The 15,034-nt window shown below is 70.1% G+C and carries 12 protein-coding genes; 3 read left to right on the top strand and 9 right to left on the bottom strand.

What is annotated here, in order from left to right; all coding sequences use genetic code 11:
- Nucleotides 1-72: 72 nt before the first annotated feature.
- The gene (locus DRV85_RS09835; protein WP_158540139.1) at nucleotides 73-1,653 is read right to left on the bottom strand and encodes a Calx-beta domain-containing protein; all 1,581 of its coding nucleotides are present in this window, start codon (nucleotides 1,651-1,653) and stop codon (nucleotides 73-75) included.
- A 92-nt stretch (nucleotides 1,654-1,745) separates the two neighbouring features.
- Entirely contained in the window at nucleotides 1,746-3,047 is a 1,302-nt protein-coding gene (locus DRV85_RS09840) for a vWA domain-containing protein (protein ID WP_158540140.1), read from the bottom strand.
- A gap of 100 nt (nucleotides 3,048-3,147) precedes the next feature.
- Here DRV85_RS09840 and DRV85_RS09845 point away from each other — a divergent pair, with 100 nt between their 5' ends.
- The 3 genes from DRV85_RS09845 to DRV85_RS09855 all read left to right on the top strand — a co-directional run bounded on the left by DRV85_RS09845 (nucleotide 3,148) and on the right by DRV85_RS09855 (nucleotide 7,799).
- Nucleotides 3,148-4,092, top strand: coding sequence for a response regulator transcription factor (locus DRV85_RS09845; RefSeq protein ID WP_113289287.1), 945 nt, complete (start codon nucleotides 3,148-3,150; stop codon nucleotides 4,090-4,092).
- A 440-nt stretch (nucleotides 4,093-4,532) separates the two neighbouring features.
- Entirely contained in the window at nucleotides 4,533-5,759 is a 1,227-nt protein-coding gene (locus tag DRV85_RS09850; RefSeq protein ID WP_113289288.1) for an ATP-grasp domain-containing protein, read from the top strand.
- Nucleotides 5,760-5,798: 39 nt separating this feature from the next.
- The gene (locus DRV85_RS09855) at nucleotides 5,799-7,799 is read left to right on the top strand and encodes a hypothetical protein (RefSeq protein WP_113289289.1); all 2,001 of its coding nucleotides are present in this window, start codon (nucleotides 5,799-5,801) and stop codon (nucleotides 7,797-7,799) included.
- A 278-nt stretch (nucleotides 7,800-8,077) separates the two neighbouring features.
- Here the strand turns inward: DRV85_RS09855 and DRV85_RS09860 are convergent, their stop codons facing one another.
- The 7 genes from DRV85_RS09860 to DRV85_RS09890 are packed head-to-tail and all read right to left on the bottom strand — an operon-like array spanning nucleotide 8,078 to nucleotide 15,030.
- Nucleotides 8,078-8,923, bottom strand: a complete 846-nt coding sequence (locus DRV85_RS09860) for a fumarylacetoacetate hydrolase family protein (RefSeq protein ID WP_113289290.1) — start codon at nucleotides 8,921-8,923, stop codon at nucleotides 8,078-8,080.
- A 36-nt stretch (nucleotides 8,924-8,959) separates the two neighbouring features.
- Nucleotides 8,960-9,712: an SDR family NAD(P)-dependent oxidoreductase gene (locus DRV85_RS09865; RefSeq protein ID WP_113289291.1), complete on the bottom strand. Its 753-nt coding sequence runs from the start codon at nucleotides 9,710-9,712 to the stop codon at nucleotides 8,960-8,962.
- 34 nt (nucleotides 9,713-9,746) lie between these two features.
- The gene (locus tag DRV85_RS09870; protein ID WP_113289292.1) at nucleotides 9,747-11,315 is read right to left on the bottom strand and encodes an isochorismatase family protein; all 1,569 of its coding nucleotides are present in this window, start codon (nucleotides 11,313-11,315) and stop codon (nucleotides 9,747-9,749) included.
- A gap of 10 nt (nucleotides 11,316-11,325) precedes the next feature.
- The gene (locus DRV85_RS09875) at nucleotides 11,326-12,177 is read right to left on the bottom strand and encodes an N-acyl homoserine lactonase family protein (protein WP_113289293.1); all 852 of its coding nucleotides are present in this window, start codon (nucleotides 12,175-12,177) and stop codon (nucleotides 11,326-11,328) included.
- 14 nt (nucleotides 12,178-12,191) lie between these two features.
- Nucleotides 12,192-13,076: an amidohydrolase family protein gene (locus tag DRV85_RS09880; protein ID WP_113289294.1), complete on the bottom strand. Its 885-nt coding sequence runs from the start codon at nucleotides 13,074-13,076 to the stop codon at nucleotides 12,192-12,194.
- On the bottom strand, nucleotides 13,073-14,185 hold the full coding sequence (locus DRV85_RS09885) for a vWA domain-containing protein (protein WP_113289295.1): 1,113 nt from the start codon (nucleotides 14,183-14,185) through the stop codon (nucleotides 13,073-13,075). The genes DRV85_RS09880 and DRV85_RS09885 overlap by 4 nt, the downstream gene beginning before the upstream one ends.
- Nucleotides 14,182-15,030, bottom strand: a complete 849-nt coding sequence (locus DRV85_RS09890) for an AAA family ATPase (protein WP_233495463.1) — start codon at nucleotides 15,028-15,030, stop codon at nucleotides 14,182-14,184. The genes DRV85_RS09885 and DRV85_RS09890 overlap by 4 nt, the downstream gene beginning before the upstream one ends.
- Nucleotides 15,031-15,034: the final 4 nt, after the last annotated feature.

A 15,034-nucleotide genomic window follows, 5' to 3' on the forward strand; every position in this document is an offset into this window, starting at 1 on the left:
CGCATCGGTCTCCATGGGGCGGCACGCCCTTGCGCGATCCGCGCCTGCGGCCCGCCTTCGCAAGCCCACCGGTCAGTCCGGCGCCTGCAGAGCCGGAGAAAGCCCGCCATGCGCGCGTTCGACCGCCGTGTCGAGGCTGTTCGACGCCTCGCCCAGATCTTCCATGTAAGCCGTCTCGAGCCGGCCTGTCTCGACATCCTGCGTGACGGCCTGGCCGATGATCGCCTCACCGGCCGTGCCGATGCGGTAGCGCAGGCGCTTGGCGGCGGCGCGCGCCTCGCCGTAGCCCGGATCGCACGGGCCGGGCGCCGCGCGGTCCGCAGGCAGGGGCCGGCCCTCGGCGTCGAGCCAGATCTCGACCTCGACGGTGCGGGCGCTGTCCCCGTCGCCACTGGTCATGTCGGGGCCGAGACTGGTGGACAGGTAGGGGCGGACGGCCTCGGCGCTCATGCCGAGATCGGCGGCCACCTGCCGCGCGACGGCGTCGGTAACCGCTTCGGGCGGCAGTTGCGCCTCGGGCGTCTCGCCCGGCAGGCGGGCGACCTCGGGGTCTTCCTCGACAAGCGGGATGACGCGGTAGCCGTGACGGGTCAGGACGCTCGAGCCGTCCACGTTACCCCGCTGTCGCCCGTAACCGGCGTAGCTGCCATCGGGCTGTTCGAACATGGCGTAGTCGAACTGGATCCCGTCGACGACGAACTCTCCGCGCCAGCCGGTCCGGTTGCCTGCGCCGATCTCCGCTGCCGAAAGATCCGGTATGCCGTCGGCAATCCCTGTGAAGTCGATGTCTTCCGCGCAGAATCGGCGCAGCGTCAGATCCGTGCCGTTGCCCTGGCTCAGGGTCATGCGCGTGCCGCCGATATGGCGCGTCAGCGTGCCCTGCATGGCCGCGTGCTGGAAGGGCTGCGTGAACGTCTGCCCCGAAACCTCCATGCGAACCGTGCCTTGCGTGAACTCGATGCGGACGGGGATCTCGCCCTCGGTTTCGTCCTGGATCGAGCCCGTCACCCGTGCAGGATCGAAGGTCGCCGTGCCGGTGCCGATATGCGCGAACTCTATCGGAAAGGACTCGGTCTGCTCGGGCACGTCGTCGGGCATCAGCCCGATGGCCAGCGACACCTCGGTCGTTCCCTGCGGGAACCGGGCGACCTTCTGCCAGGGTTCGAAATCGAGGCCGGGCGTGGCACTGCCCGCGCCGGGAGCGGCGACGACGACCTCCGTGGTTTCGCTGTCGTGTTCCTGCCGCAGCGTGAGCACCACTGCGCCGCCTTCGGGGCCGGGTCGGGCGGAGACCGAGAATGCGTTGTCGTCGTCGATCACCGTCAGCGGGATGGCGCCGGCGCCGTTGACAATGCCGCCGGGGACCGCCTGCGGATCGAGCATGGTCACGCTGCCCACAGAGGCCACGAAGGTTTCGCGGTAGATCTCGTCGAGGGGATCGTCGACGATGTCGATGACCGCGCGCTTGAGCACGTCGTTTTCGAGAAATGTGACCGGGATCAGCGGCGGCGCGAAGTCCGAGCCGCCCGTGGCGTCCACGCCGGTGAGCTCGACCTGCGCCATGAACGGGGCCTCGGCAGGCTGGTCGAGCATCAGCAGGAGTTCGATGCCGATGCCCGATCCCTCGCGCGCTTCTGTCCTGACGGCTTCCATCGTGAGAACCTGTGTCGAAGCCGCGGTCGGGGCCGATGCGACGAGCGCAGACGTGACGGCCGGGCTGATCCAGCGTCCGGGGCAGGCGCGCATCATTCCACCTCCACGATCTCGATCCGGTCGAATTCGGCGACGGTCTGTTCCGACCCCAGCGTTCCGGCGAACAGCGCCGGGTCGCCGGTCGTGCGGAGAACCTGGATCGGGTCGGTCTCGATGACCTCGGGGCCGCCTTCCTGCATGGTCCAGCCGTTCATAGCGAGGCGGCCGACGTAATCGCGGCCGCGTTTCGAAATCGTCAGGCGCGCGCCCTTTTCCTCGAAATCCCGCAGGATCTGCGCGAGGTCGTAGCCGCGCAGATCGCCGGCGATCTCGACTTCGGCGCGGGTTTCCGTGCCGCCGGACACGGCGCGCAACCGCAGCCACAGGTCGTCGTTGGAATTGCCCTGCCGGTAGACATAGACCGAGATCGTATTGTCCACATCCGCATGGCGGCCCACCTGGACGATGGCGCGGCGGCCGCCCAGCGTCTGCACCTCGCCCATTCGCGCGGTGAAGTCGGCGCTCAGGTCCCAGTCGCCCTCCGGAAATCCGGCCGCCGTCCAGCGGAAGACGTTCGGCTGATCCTCGGCGTCCCCCATGTAGCCCGGTTCGACGGTCATCGTCACGAGCGCGCCGTCGTCGACGATGAAGCCGGACGGGTCGGGGGTGTCGATCGTCCAGTCGGGGCCGAGCTCGGCGCGGTCGAATTCGTCCACGTGAAGCGGACCTGCCGGCTCGGGCGCCGGCGCGCTGACCTGCCGAAGCGCGCCGGTGAGGGACTCCGCGTCCGAGGCGGGGATGTAGCGCCCCCCCGTGGTCTCGGCGAGACAGGCGAGCTGCCCGCCCGCGTCGTCCACGTCGAAGCCGATGACATGCGCGGTGAGCCCCTTGCCCGCCTCCGCCAGCTCCCGCCCCAGCGCGCAGAGGTCGGCGCCGCAGTTTTCCAACCCGTCGGTCACCACCACGACCGCGCCGTTCTCCGCGACGGACCTGGCGGCGGCGCGGACGGATGCGCCCACCGGCGTCTTGCCGCGGGGCGTGACGCCGGCCAGCGCCATCTCGAACGCGCTCCGGTCAAGCGGGCCGGGGGCCAGCAGGGTCTCGATGTCCTCGCAATCGCCCTCGCGCCGGTGACCGTAGGCCATGAGGCCGAGCGCGCGGCCTTCGGGCCAGTCGGCGAGCATCCGCCCGACCGCGTCGCGGGCGATCTCGATCTTGGGGATGCCGTCGATCTGGCCCCACATGCTGCCCGACCCGTCGAGAATCATCATCGTCGTCCGCTCGTCCTGGGCCTTGGCCGGTCCGGCCAGCGCGGCAAGGCAGAGCAGTCCTGCAAGTATGCGATTTGCGTGCACGATTTGCCTCCGGAAGTCTTGTCGGCCGTCACTGTCGCAGCTTGCAGGAGACGGTGCATGGGGCATTTGCCCTAGGTCGCGGAGCCGGTAGGATGCGGTCATGGAGATCGATCTGGACTGCGCGCGCACGCTCGCGGGGCTACAGCGGCGCCTGCTGGACCTCGAAGCGGATCCGGATACGGTCGGCGCGCTTCTCGGGGAGGTGGCGAGGCTGGTCGATGCCGACGCGGCCATGGCGGCCTGGCTGAACGAGGGCGTCCCGTTGTTCGCCACCTGGAACGCAGGTCCGCAGATCGAAGCCTATTTCGCCCGGACCTTCGCCGGCGTGGACCGCGACGGCAACATCCGCTCGACCGACCCGGATCTCGACAGGATCAACCTCACGCGGCGGCAGATGGGCGACGGCGTGCGGCACGAAAGCTCCCTCGCCGGCCGCGCCATGATCGAGAACGCCGCCTTCCACCGCGAGGCCTTCCGGCCGGTCGGGATGAACCATGTCATCGGCATGACGACGCGTCTTGACGTGGGCGAGGCGGTCTTCGCGATGGGGTATGCGCGCCATGATGCGCCCGCACTGGTCGGGGGGCGGGCCGAGATCGTGCTCAACCTTCTGCTGCCGGCCTTCGCGAGCGCCTTCGGGGCACTGGACCGGGGCGCGCGCAACTTCGATCGGCTTCAGACCGCGATCGCGCAGAGCGACATGGACGTGAGCGTCCGCGACGACGACGACGGCGGGTCCGAGGCGTTCCTGTGCTTGCCGTTGCCCAGCCCCGAGGCGGGCTATCTTTCCGTGTCGCCGCCGGACGCCGGGACCCTGGCGGCACGGCTTGCGCAGACATATGGCCTGACACCGCGTCAGCAGGACACCGCGGAGTGTCTGCTGGACGGCCTTTCGACCCGCGACGTCGCGGCCCGACTGGGCATCCGCGTCAACACGGCGCGCCGACATTGCGAGGCCGTCCTTCACCGGACCGGCGCACGCCGGCGCAGCGAGCTGAACCGGATGGCGCGGACCCTTTCGCGGAAATCGCGAGGAAAACGATAGCCGGCAAGCCACTCGGTGCGGCCCGGCGTTTCGATCCGGTCGAGGCGCGCGGCACCTTGCGCATCGCCGCTCGCGACGCCGGGCAGGCTGTCCGGATCCCGGCGCTCGCGTCATGGGGTGTGCAGGCAAAGGTGTCGTCCGATCCGATCGCCGGCGCGGGCCACATGACGCAGTCCTGAGCCCATCTCGCCCGGCGACGCGACGGCCGCGCCAGCTTCCGGCGCCGGCGCGGGCACCGGCCCGATTGGCCGCCGCGCCACGGATGCAGGACCCGGCACTGGACGAAGTGCTGCTCAGGCATTAGGTTGCCAAGCTAATCAAATATGCCGGGCAGTTGCCAGGAAGGCCTTTTTTGTAGAGATGCCTTTGCTTTGTATAACGAAGCTTTGAGGTCGGATCTCCATGATGCGCCCGGCGATCGAAGCCGAAAGGAGGCAAGGATGCAGGACTACGACGAGAGCAAGGGCTACGTCGCGCTGCTCGGCTGGAGCCTCAACGCGATCGACGCGGCGGACCGGTTCGACCGGCGCTACATCGTCGTGGCGCCGCCCTGGGCTACGGACTACTGCGAGGCCAACGGCATCCCCCACATCGCGTGGGATTTCGACCGGCTGAACGAACGCTCCTACGAGCTGGCAACCACGCTCAAGGACGAGGGCGTGGACGTGGCGATCCCGCTCTTCGAGGAGACGGTGGAATGGGCCGGCGCGGTCAACGCCGTGCTGCGCGACAACCCGCGGCTCCTGGGGCAGGCGATGCTCTTCCGCGACAAGTCGCTGATGAAGCGCCGCGCGCAGCTGGGCGGCATCCGCGTGGGCGTCTTCGAGGAGGCGCACGACCGCGGCGACGTGATCCGCTTTCTCAAGCGCGTGAACCAGACGCTCCTGAAGCTCGACGGCGACCCCAACGACCCGATCCACTTCAAGGCCTTCGACAAGTCCGGCACCGCGGGCCACCGCGTGATCCGCACGGCCGAGGACGTGGACCTGATCCCCGACGAGGAGTTCCCGGCGCTGCTGGAGAGCCATCTGGACGGCTGGGAGTTCGCGGTCGAGGCCTGGATCAAGGACCGCAAGATCCAGTTCCTGAACATCTCGGAATACGTGACGCTGGGCTATTCGGTCTTCGTGCCGGCCACCCCCGAGCTCGAGCAACATCGCGCGCGGATCACCGAGGAGATCGAGAAGCTGATCGAGACCTTCGACATCGAGTTCGGCTTCATCCACCCGGAATACTTCCTGACCAGCGACAACAAGCTCTACTTCGGCGAGGTCGCCTACCGTCCGCCGGGTTTCAACGCGCTGGAACTGATCGAGCGCGCCTACGGCTTCAACGGCTATCAGGCGCTCGTGCTGGCCTTCGACCCGAAGGCGACGCAGCAAGAGCTCGACGCCTTCTTTCCCACCCCGGTCGAGGATGCGAAGGGACATGCCGGCTGCTTCGGCGTCTATCCGCGCCGGCGCGTCGTCAACCGGCTCGAGATTCCCGACGCGACGGCGAACCATCCCTACTTCGAGCACCACGAACTGGCCGAGCCGATGCAGAACAAGGTCGCCAAGCGCTCGGCCTTCGGCACGCACTGGGGCCTGATGTATTTCTTCGGCGACGACCCCCACCGCCTGCGTGACCTGTTGAAGTCGCAGGAGGAACTCGATTTCTATGTGTGACCTGCGCGCAGGGGCCTGCGCCGCACGCCGGAGCGACCGATGAGGGACGAGGACGCCGCGCTCGCCGCGCTGCTGGAAAAGCTGGACGCCGCCGCTGCGCGGCTGGCCGATGCGCGCCCCTTCGCCAAGCACCGGCATCAGCGGCCGGTGCTCGACATCGCCGCGCGTGTGCTGGGCCAGCCCGGCGGCGTATCCGCGCTCTACGCCCGCGCGGGCGCGCTCGACGCGGCGGGGCTCTTCGCCGGGTCGGACTGGGACAGCCCGGCGACGCTGCTTCCGCAGCTCGTGGGCCTCACGCTCGACAACCCCGACCGGGTCACCGTCGCGCTGGAAATCACGAGCCTGTTGCGGATGCTCGCCATCGCCACGGGCGAGGCCACGCACGAGGGACTGCACGCCGAGCCGGCGCGCCACTACCTCACCCAGGTTCTCGCGCTCAACCTGCGGCACTTCTTCGGCGCGTCGAGCGAGGCGAGCCGCGCCACCGGCTGGGAGGACGTCAAGCGCAGCGTGCTGCGTTTCGTCGCCGAGCGCATCGGCCTGCGCGACGTGCTCGGCGTGCTGGTTGAGGAGATCTGGCGCATTCTCGAGCAGCGACCCGTCCAGGTGGCCCCCGTCAAGGACATGATCGCGCAGATCTCCATCGCGATGGCCGAGCAGGGCGCGGAGCCGGGACAGGAGCGCCTGGGCGCCGAACGCCTGGTGGGTGCGCTTTTCGGTCCCACGATCGCCTCGCAGGACGACCCCGGCATCGGCGCCTTCCTGGAGCGTCTCGAGGGCTTCGACGAGCACGCGCTGATGCGAGAGGCCACAGGCTTCGCCCGCGCGATGCACGACACCGGCCTGGTGTCGGACTATCACGCGGCCTTCCTGACGTGGCTCGCGGCGCGGGAGGGTCCGTCGCTGGTGCCCGAGGCGCTGGGGCTGGGCCAGACCGGGCTCGACTGCTGGCGGCGCTACATGCCGCTCGTCCGGCGGCTGATCGGCGCGGCGGTCACGCCGTTCACGCCACAGGCGGTCTACGGGCTGTCGCTGGTGCTCGACCGCGGCGTGCTGCACTACGCCCCCATCGAGCCCGCGCTGACGGGCCAGATCGCGGCGGAGCTGCACCCCGAGGCTGCGCAGCGGCTGAGGCTCGCCTATGGCGAGGCCGTGTCGGCCGAAACCCATCTTCTGGCGGGATTGCTCGAGGTGATCGGCCAGCCGTTCGGCGTGGGGCAGGGGGCCAACCCCACCTGTCAGTCGGCGCGCGCCATCGCGATGTGGGCGCTCAACGACCCCGACTACCTGCTGCATCTCGTCCGCCAGGCCAGCGAGATGGACGCGGTGACCATGCACTTCGAGGGGCAGCCCATCGCCTCCTCCGAGCTGCCGCCCGGGCTGAGCGCGGGCGCGCCGATCGACGCGGACCCGGTCTCGGTCTTGCTGGTGCCGCATCTGGACCGGATCTATGCCGAGATGGGCCGGCTCTGCGCGCCGCGGGGCGGCGATCCGCACCGCTGGATCAATCCCGAGTTCCACGGCTGGTGGGTGGCCCGCGACTGCATCGTGGCGGTCGACGTGGCGACCGGGCTGCTTGCCGACTACGAGGCCTTCGTCGCCCGCTTCTGCCGCGGCTATCATCCCGCCTACAATGACGCGCGCCCGGTGATCCACCCGCAGCCGGCCGGCATCGCCGTGACGGACGCGTCTGCCCGCTTCGTGGGCTGGCATGCGATCTCGATCCTGCGCGTGGACACCGATCAGCACGGCGTGGTGCGGGTCTATTTCTACAATCCCAACAACGACAGCGGGCAGGACTGGGGCGCGGGCGTCGTGGTGTCCACCAGCGGCTGCGGCGAAAGATATGGCGAGGCCTCCCTGCCGTTCGAGGAGTTCGTCTCGCGTCTGTATCTGTTTCACGACGACCCGCTGACAGCCGCGCGGGTGCCGACGATCGTGCCGGAGGAGTTCATCGCGTCGATCCGCGACCGCGCGACGCAGAGCTGGGCGGCCGACAGGCTGGAGGCCGCGCCGTCCTGGACTGGGGGTGGCGCGTGAGCGCGAGCGGACGCGCCCGGAGGGGCGAGCGCAGCTGCGCTGCCTCGATGGGCGTCGCAGGACCTGCCTGCTGACGCCTTGGCCCGATCGGGAAGGCGACCGCCGGGATGCCGCCGGCTCAGGCATGCAAAGCAATCCCGTCGCCCGGAAGGGGCATGGCTCTGCCACCGGACTGGGCCGTCCCACTCTCCGGATCGCGGAAGAGCTGCCCGTTCGGCGCTGCCGCCAGTAACGACGGCACAAACGCGTCGCTCAGGACGTTCCCCGTTGCGGAAACCCTAAGCAGGGTCGTCGGCCAGCACCGCCTGCCGCTGCCGCCCGAGGCCCTCGATCCCCAGCTCCACGATGTCGCCCGCCTTGAGGAACTGCTGCGGCGACTGGCCCATGCCGACACCCGGCGGCGTGCCGGTCGAGATCACGTCGCCCGGGTGCAGGGTCATGAACCGGCTGAGATAGGAGATCAGGTGCGCGACCCCGTAGACCATGGTCGCGGTCGAGCCGTCCTGTTTCGTCTCGCCGTTGACCGTCAGCCACATCTTCAGGTTCTGGGGATCGCCGATCTCGTGCGGCGTCACCAGCCAGGGCCCGAGCTGGCCGAAGGCGTCGCAGGACTTGCCCTTGGTCCACTGGCCCTGCCGCTCGTTCTGAAAGGCGCGCTCGGAGACGTCGTTGGTCACCGCGTAGCCCGCGACATGGGTCAGCGCCTCGGCCTCGGAGACGTATTTCGCGCGCTTGCCGATGATCACGGCGAGCTCGACCTCCCAGTCGGTCTTGTCCGACCCGCGGGGAATCACGATGGGGTCGTCGGGGCCACAGACGGCCGAGCTTGCCTTCATGAAGATGATCGGCTCGGGCGGCACCTGCGCGCCGCTCTCGGCGGCGTGATCCGCGAAGTTGAGCCCGATGCAGATGAACTTGCCGATGCCCGCGACCGGCGGGCCGAGGCGCGGCGTCCCCTCGATCTTCGGAAGCGCCGCCACGTCGAGCCCCTCGAGCGCGCCGAGATGGGCGAGCGTCTCGCCGCCCAGGTCGCGCATCAGCACCGACAGGTCGCGAATGCCCCCGTCTGCATCCAGAACGCCCGGCTTTTCCTGCCCGGCTTCCCCGTATCGCACGAACTTCATGCTGTCCCTCTTGTCCGTATTCGTTGCCGAGACCGCCTAGTAGGTCGCCCGTCCGCCGGAAAGGTCGAAGACCGCGCCGGTGGTGAAGGAATTCTCGGGCGAGCAGAGCCAGACGATCATGTTGGCCGCCTCGTCCACCTCCAGGAACCGGCCGCGCGGGATCTTCGACAGCATGAAGTCGATGTGCGTCTGGCTCATCTGGTCGAAGATCCGGGTGCGCGCGGCCGCGGGTGTCACGCAGTTCACCGCGATGTCGGTGTCGGCGAATTCCTTGCCCAGCGTCTTGGTCAGCGCCATCACCCCGGCCTTGGAGGCGGAATAGGCGCCCGCGTTGGGGTTGCCCTCCTTGCCCGCGACGGAGGCGATGTTGACGACGCGCCCGTAGCCCCGCGCCGCCATGTGCGGCAGCACCGCGCGGCAGGAATGGAAGACGCCGTGCAGGTTGATCGCCACGACGCGGTGGAACTCCTCTACCGGGTAATCGACCACCGGCGCGTTCATCCCCGCGATGCCGGCGGAGGCGACGAGGATGTCGATGCGGCCGAGCCGCTCCGCCGTGGCCTTCGCCACAGCCTCGGTCGCCTGCGGATCAGTCACGTCGAGCGCGCGGCCCTCCGCACGGTCACCCAGTTCGGCCGCAGCCTCCTCGGCCAGCGCGCCGTCGAGGTCCCAGAGCGACGCCGTCGCGCCCGAGGCGTGGAGCCGCCGCGCGACGGCCAGCCCGATGCCCTGCGCGCCGCCCGTGACGACCGCGACCTGCCCCGAAAGATCGTGTGTGACTGCCTGCATGACGTGCCCCTTTCCTTGCCTTCCTGCGCGCCCCTCACGACAGGGCCGCGATCACCTCGTCCACCTTCGTCACCAGCGACACGTTCTGCAGCGCGTAGTCGATGCTGGCGCGGTGCCAGTCGGCGTTCATGGTCGAGCATCCGTCCTCGGGGATCACCATGACATAGCCCTTGTCGGCGCCTGTCCGTGCCGTGTGCTCGATCGACATGTTGGTCCAGGCGCCGGTCTCGATCAGGATGTCGCGCGACTCTGCCTTGAGGATCGTCTCGAGCGCGGTGCCCTCCCAGGCGCTCATCCGCATCTTCTCGACCACGTGATCGCCGGGCTGGGGCTCGAGCCCTTCCACGGGCGACCCGCCCCAGGTGCCGCGGACGAGGGCGCCCGCGTCGACCACCCCCTCGAAGAGCGGCGCGTTCAGCGTCATGCCGGGCGCGCCGGGATGGACGAGGTAGTGGACATGGATCACCGGCACGCCCATCGCGCGGCAGCGGTCTGCGAGCCGCGCGATGTTGGCGATGGCGTTCTGGTCGCGGCAGTGCTGCGGGCTGCCCGAATCGGCGAAGGCGCCGCCCTCCGTCACTACGTCGTTCTGCATGTCCTGGATGATGAGCGCGCAGCGCCCCGCGTCGAGGCGCAGGGCATCGCCGCCCGCGGCGGGCGCGGAGGAGGCCGCGCGGGCGGCGGGACGGGCGCGCATGAAGGGCTCGTTGCGCGGCCCCACCTTGACCGGGATCGCGTAGACCGAGGTGGAGGCGGCCACGTAGAGCGTGCGCCAGTCCGCGCCGCCCCAGTGAAAGTTCGCCGGCAGCTCGGGGATAGAGACCTTGCCGATCAGTTTGCCGCCGGGCGCATAGACCCAGAGCCCGCCCGGCGCGGTGACCCAGACGTTGCCCTCTGCGTCGCATTTCATCCCGTCGGGCACGCCGGGGCGCAGGCTGTCGCGGATGCCGCCGGCGAAGATGCGCCCGTTGCGCAGGCGCCCGCCGTCCTCCACGTCGAAGACGCGGATGTTCGCCTGTTCGGTGTCGTTGACGTAGAGCAGCCGCTCGTCGGGCGAGAAGCAGAGCCCGTTCGGCATGGTGAAGAGGTAGCGGTCCACCACCAGCTGGGGCTCTTCGCCGGGGCGGTGGCCGGGCGGCAGGCGGAACACCCCCTGCCAGCCCAGCTCGCGCGGGCGCTCGACGCCGAATCCCTCCATCCGCCCGTACCAGGGATCGGTGAACCAGATCGAGCCGTCGGATTTCACCACGATGTCGTTGGGCGAGTTCAGCTCGCGCCCCTCGTAGTGGCTGGCCAGAACCTCGCGCCGCCCGTCGGGGCGCAGGCGCACGACGCTCGAGGTGGAATGCTCGCAGATCAGCAGGTTGAGCTCGGCATCGTAGGTCATGCCGTTGCCCTTGTTCGAGGGCCGCGCCACCTCTCGCACGCCTGAACTGTCGAGCCTCCGGCGCACGTCCCCGGGCATGTCGGAGAAGAGCAGGTAGTGCTCCACCGGGTGCCAGATCGGCCCCTCGGTGAACATGAAGCCCGAGCCCGGTTGCCGCACCGGGGCGTGGGCGTCGATCAGCCTTTCGAAGGCGGGATCCTGTGCTTCGTGCGCCATGACCGCCCCCTCAGGCCGGGAACCAGTCGCGCCGCGGCACCGACTGCGTGACCGGGCCGGGCACCTGCATGTCGAGCCGGCCCACCACCTGACCGCCCTCGACCTTCGCGGGCTTGTCGTGCACCGGCAGCAGGAACTTCGCGCCGGAATACATCAACTTGCGGATCGCGCCCTTCTCGCCGCGCTTCGATCCGCCGTGGTTGCCGGTGACCTGGTACTCCTCGGGGCCGAAGCTGCGCTGCGGCTGGATGATCTGGTCGTTGAAGTCGTAGATCACGTCGCCGCAGATCGTGGCGAGGCCCTCGTCGGTCTCGACATGCACGTTCATCGAGCCCTCGGTATGCGCGCCCGCCGCCTCGAGGATCACGCCGGGCATCAGCTCGACCGGCCCCGAGATTTCCAGGTCCTCCAGCCGCAGCGCGCCGGGGTGGTGCAGCCGCTCGACCAGATGGATGATGTCGGGCTTGGGATACTGCGGATGCATCAGGCCCGAGACCGAGTATTCCAGCTCGCGCCGGTTGATGACCACGGTGGTGTTCATCGGGAAATGGTCGTCCTTGCCCGCGTGGTCGATGTGCAGATGGGTGTGCAGCACGTAGCGCACGTCGCCCACCCGGACGCCGTGGTTGGCGAGCTGCCGTTCGATCATGTTCTCGTGGAACTGCAGGCCGCGCATCCCCAGCGTCTCCATGATCGCGTTGTCGCGGTAGCCGGTGTCGACCACGATCGGATAGCGCCCGCCGAGGATCAGGAACCCGTAGACCGGCACGCGCCGGGTGCGCCCGCAATCGCGCCCGAGGACGAGGAAGCTCGATTCGAGCTCGATGTCGCCGTAGTCGAGCACCCTGATTTCCAGTCCCATTCAGCGCCTCCCTGTCAGGTCAGCCGGTAGACCCGGCATGCGGTGTCGTTGAAGATCGCGTTCTGTTGCGCCGCGCTCAGCCCCGCCGCGGCGTGACGGTGCGCGGCGAGCAGCGTGGCGTAGTCGGTCCAGAGCTTCTCGATGGGGAAGTTCGAGCCCCAGAGGCAGCGGTCCGCTCCGAAGAGCGCCACCGTCTCTTCGATGAGCCAGGCGATGTGCGCGGGATCGACGCGGTGAATGAAGGTGCCGAAGCCCGAGAGCTTGGCCGTGACGTTGGGCCGCTCGGCCAGCGCCGCCATCGCGTCGCGCCATGCGGCGCGGCCCTCGTCCGAGGTATCCTCCAGCATCCCCGCGTGCTGCAACACCAGCGTGGTGTCGGGGCAGGCGTCGGCCAGCGCGCAGGCGCCCGCCATCTGCCCGGCGAAGACCTGCAGCTCGAAGACCAGCCCGTCGTCGGCCAGCCTTGCCACGTTGCGCTGCACCACCCGATCGCGGCAGAGATCGGGTTGGGGTGCGAAACGGTAGGCGGGGGTCTCGTGCCAGTGGAACTGCTGGCGGATGCCGCGCAGGCGCGGGAACCGGGCCAGCCGGTCGAGCGCCGGGCGCAGGTCGTCGGCCGTCATGTCGGCATAGGCGACCTGGGCGTGGGGCCAGCCACTGTCGTCGGCCACGCTCTCGATCCAGGCGGCCTCGTCCTCCGCCCGCTCTGGCGGCCAGTTGGCCTGCACGTAGACGGCCCGGGTGACGCCCGTGCCGGCGATGTCGCCCAGGTATTCCCCGACCGGATAGTCGCGCCGGATCCCCTCGTAGGCGCCGAAGATGCGCGGCTGCATCGGCCCGTCGAGCCACGGCAGGTCGGCCCGGCGCCAGATGTGGAAATGCGCGTCCACGATGCTCATGCCCGCACCCCCGGACTGCGCGCGCCCTTCGAGAAGCCGAGGATCTCGGCCGCGATGGCGGGTGGCGTCGCCCCGTCGCCCAGCCGGTCGATAAGCGGCAGGATCGCCCGCATCGCGCCGGTCTCGGGCCGGTAGTCCGGGTCGGCGGCGAGCGGCGAGAGCCAGAGCACCGACCAGGCGAGCGCCGACAGACGCTGCATGGAGGCCACCAGCGCCTCCGGCCCGCCCCGCTCCAGCCCGTCGGAGACGACGATGACCAGCGCGCCGCGGGCGTGAGAGGCAAAGCGCGGCACCGACAGGAAGGCCGCTAGCGCCTCGCCCAGCCGCGTGCCGCCGTCCCAGTCTGCCACCAGCCCCGAGGCGCGCGTCAGCGCCTGTTCGCGGTTGCGGTGCCGCAGCGCGCGGGTCACGCGGGTGAGGCGCGTGCCGACGGTGAAGCACTCCACCCGTTCGCCGCCCTGCACCAGCGCGTGGGCGAGGCGCAGGGCGCCGTCGGTGCCTTCCTTCATGCTGCCCGAGACGTCGATCAGCATCAGCACCCGGCGCTCGCGCGTGCGGCGGCGACGCGTCGGCAGGCGGGTGATCTCGCCGTCGCGGCGCAGCATCTCGCGGAAGGCGCGGCGCGCGTCGGCCAGCCGGCCCTTGCCCGCGGCATGGCGGCGCGAGCGGCGGCGCGGCAGCGCGCGGGGCAGGGCGCGCGCGAAGGACCGCAGCACCGCCGCCTCGCCGCCGGTGGCAAGCTCGCGGGCGAAGAGCCGCTCGGCGGCGGTCGCGTCGCCGCCCGAGGGCTCCTCGTCGTCGGGCAGCGGCACCTCCTCCATGCCGCTCGCGTCGTAACTGCCGGGCAGGTCTTCGGGCGCCCCGAGCGCCGGCGCGGCAAGGGCGCGGCCCAGAAAAACCGCGTCGAAGATGGCGTCGAATTCCTCGGCGCGCTCCGGCCCCGGCCCGTAGACGGCATGCGCCGCGCGGCGGATGTCCTGCATCCGGCGCGGGCCCAGAAGGCCCACGGCGGCGAGGAAGCTCTCGGTCTGATCCGGCGCGGCCGGCTGGCCCGCGGCGCGCAGCGCGGCTGGGAAGGCGAGGAAGGGGTCGAGCGCGCGGGGCGTCATGCCGCCCCCAGGATCGCGTCGAGGCGGGGCACGATGTAGTCCAGATCCTCCTGATCCTTCAGCGCCACGCCGATCGCGCGGGCGAAGGCGCGCGGCCAGGGCACCCCTTGCGCGTTCAGCAGCGTCGCCGCCTCGGCCCATTCCACCGTCTCGGCCACACCCGGCGGCTTGGCCAATGGCTCGGCGCGCAGCGCGCCCACCGCGCGGACCACCCGCTGCGCGGTGTCCTGCGCGACGGTCGAGGCGCGCATCATCACGATCTGCGCCTCGAGTGCGGGGTCGGGATAGCCGATCCAGTGATAGACGCAGCGCCGACGCAGCGCCTCGTGCAGCTCGCGCGTGCGGTTCGAGGTCAGCACGACGACCGGCGGCTCGGCGGCGCGGATCGTCCCCCGCTCGGGGATCGAGACGGTGAAGTCGGACAGGAACTCCAGCAGGAAGGCCTCGAATTCATGGTCGGCGCGGTCGATCTCGTCGATCAGCAGCACCCGGTCGCGCGGCGCCTCGAGCGCGCGCAGGATCGGGCGCGCGATCAGGAAGTCGTCGGCGTAGAGGTTGACGTAGTCGTCGCCGGCCTGCCGGATGGCGAGCATCTGCCGGGGAAAGTTCCACTCGTACATCGCCGCGGCCGCGTCGATCCCCTCGTAGCATTGCAGGCGCACAAGCTCGCGCCCGAGGACCGAGGCGATGGCCTTGGCGGCTTCGGTCTTGCCGACGCCGGGCGCCCCTTCCAGAAGCAGCGGCTTTCCGAGCGCAAGCGCGAGGTAGGCCGCCGTCGCAAGCCCCTCGTCCGCGATGTACTGCGCGTCGCGCAGGGCGCGGGCCAGCGGCTCTGGGCCGTCCATCCCC

The organism is Rhodosalinus halophilus, from assembly GCF_003298775.1.
In the GTDB taxonomy this organism is placed as follows: domain Bacteria; phylum Pseudomonadota; class Alphaproteobacteria; order Rhodobacterales; family Rhodobacteraceae; genus Rhodosalinus; species Rhodosalinus halophilus.

Coding starts and splice junctions, on each gene's coding strand:
- DRV85_RS09880 (WP_113289294.1), bottom strand. CDS start 13,076: ATGAGCATCGTGGACGCGCATTTCCACATCTGGCGCCGGGCCGACCTG.
- DRV85_RS09855 (WP_113289289.1), top strand. CDS start 5,799: ATGAGGGACGAGGACGCCGCGCTCGCCGCGCTGCTGGAAAAGCTGGAC.
- DRV85_RS09850 (WP_113289288.1), top strand. CDS start 4,533: ATGCAGGACTACGACGAGAGCAAGGGCTACGTCGCGCTGCTCGGCTGG.
- DRV85_RS09885 (WP_113289295.1), bottom strand. CDS start 14,185: ATGACGCCCCGCGCGCTCGACCCCTTCCTCGCCTTCCCAGCCGCGCTG.
- DRV85_RS09875 (WP_113289293.1), bottom strand. CDS start 12,177: ATGGGACTGGAAATCAGGGTGCTCGACTACGGCGACATCGAGCTCGAA.
- DRV85_RS09835 (WP_158540139.1), bottom strand. CDS start 1,653: ATGGAAGCCGTCAGGACAGAAGCGCGCGAGGGATCGGGCATCGGCATC.
- DRV85_RS09890 (WP_233495463.1), bottom strand. CDS start 15,030: ATGGACGGCCCAGAGCCGCTGGCCCGCGCCCTGCGCGACGCGCAGTAC.
- DRV85_RS09860 (WP_113289290.1), bottom strand. CDS start 8,923: ATGAAGTTCGTGCGATACGGGGAAGCCGGGCAGGAAAAGCCGGGCGTT.
- DRV85_RS09845 (WP_113289287.1), top strand. CDS start 3,148: ATGGAGATCGATCTGGACTGCGCGCGCACGCTCGCGGGGCTACAGCGG.
- DRV85_RS09870 (WP_113289292.1), bottom strand. CDS start 11,315: ATGGCGCACGAAGCACAGGATCCCGCCTTCGAAAGGCTGATCGACGCC.
- DRV85_RS09865 (WP_113289291.1), bottom strand. CDS start 9,712: ATGCAGGCAGTCACACACGATCTTTCGGGGCAGGTCGCGGTCGTCACG.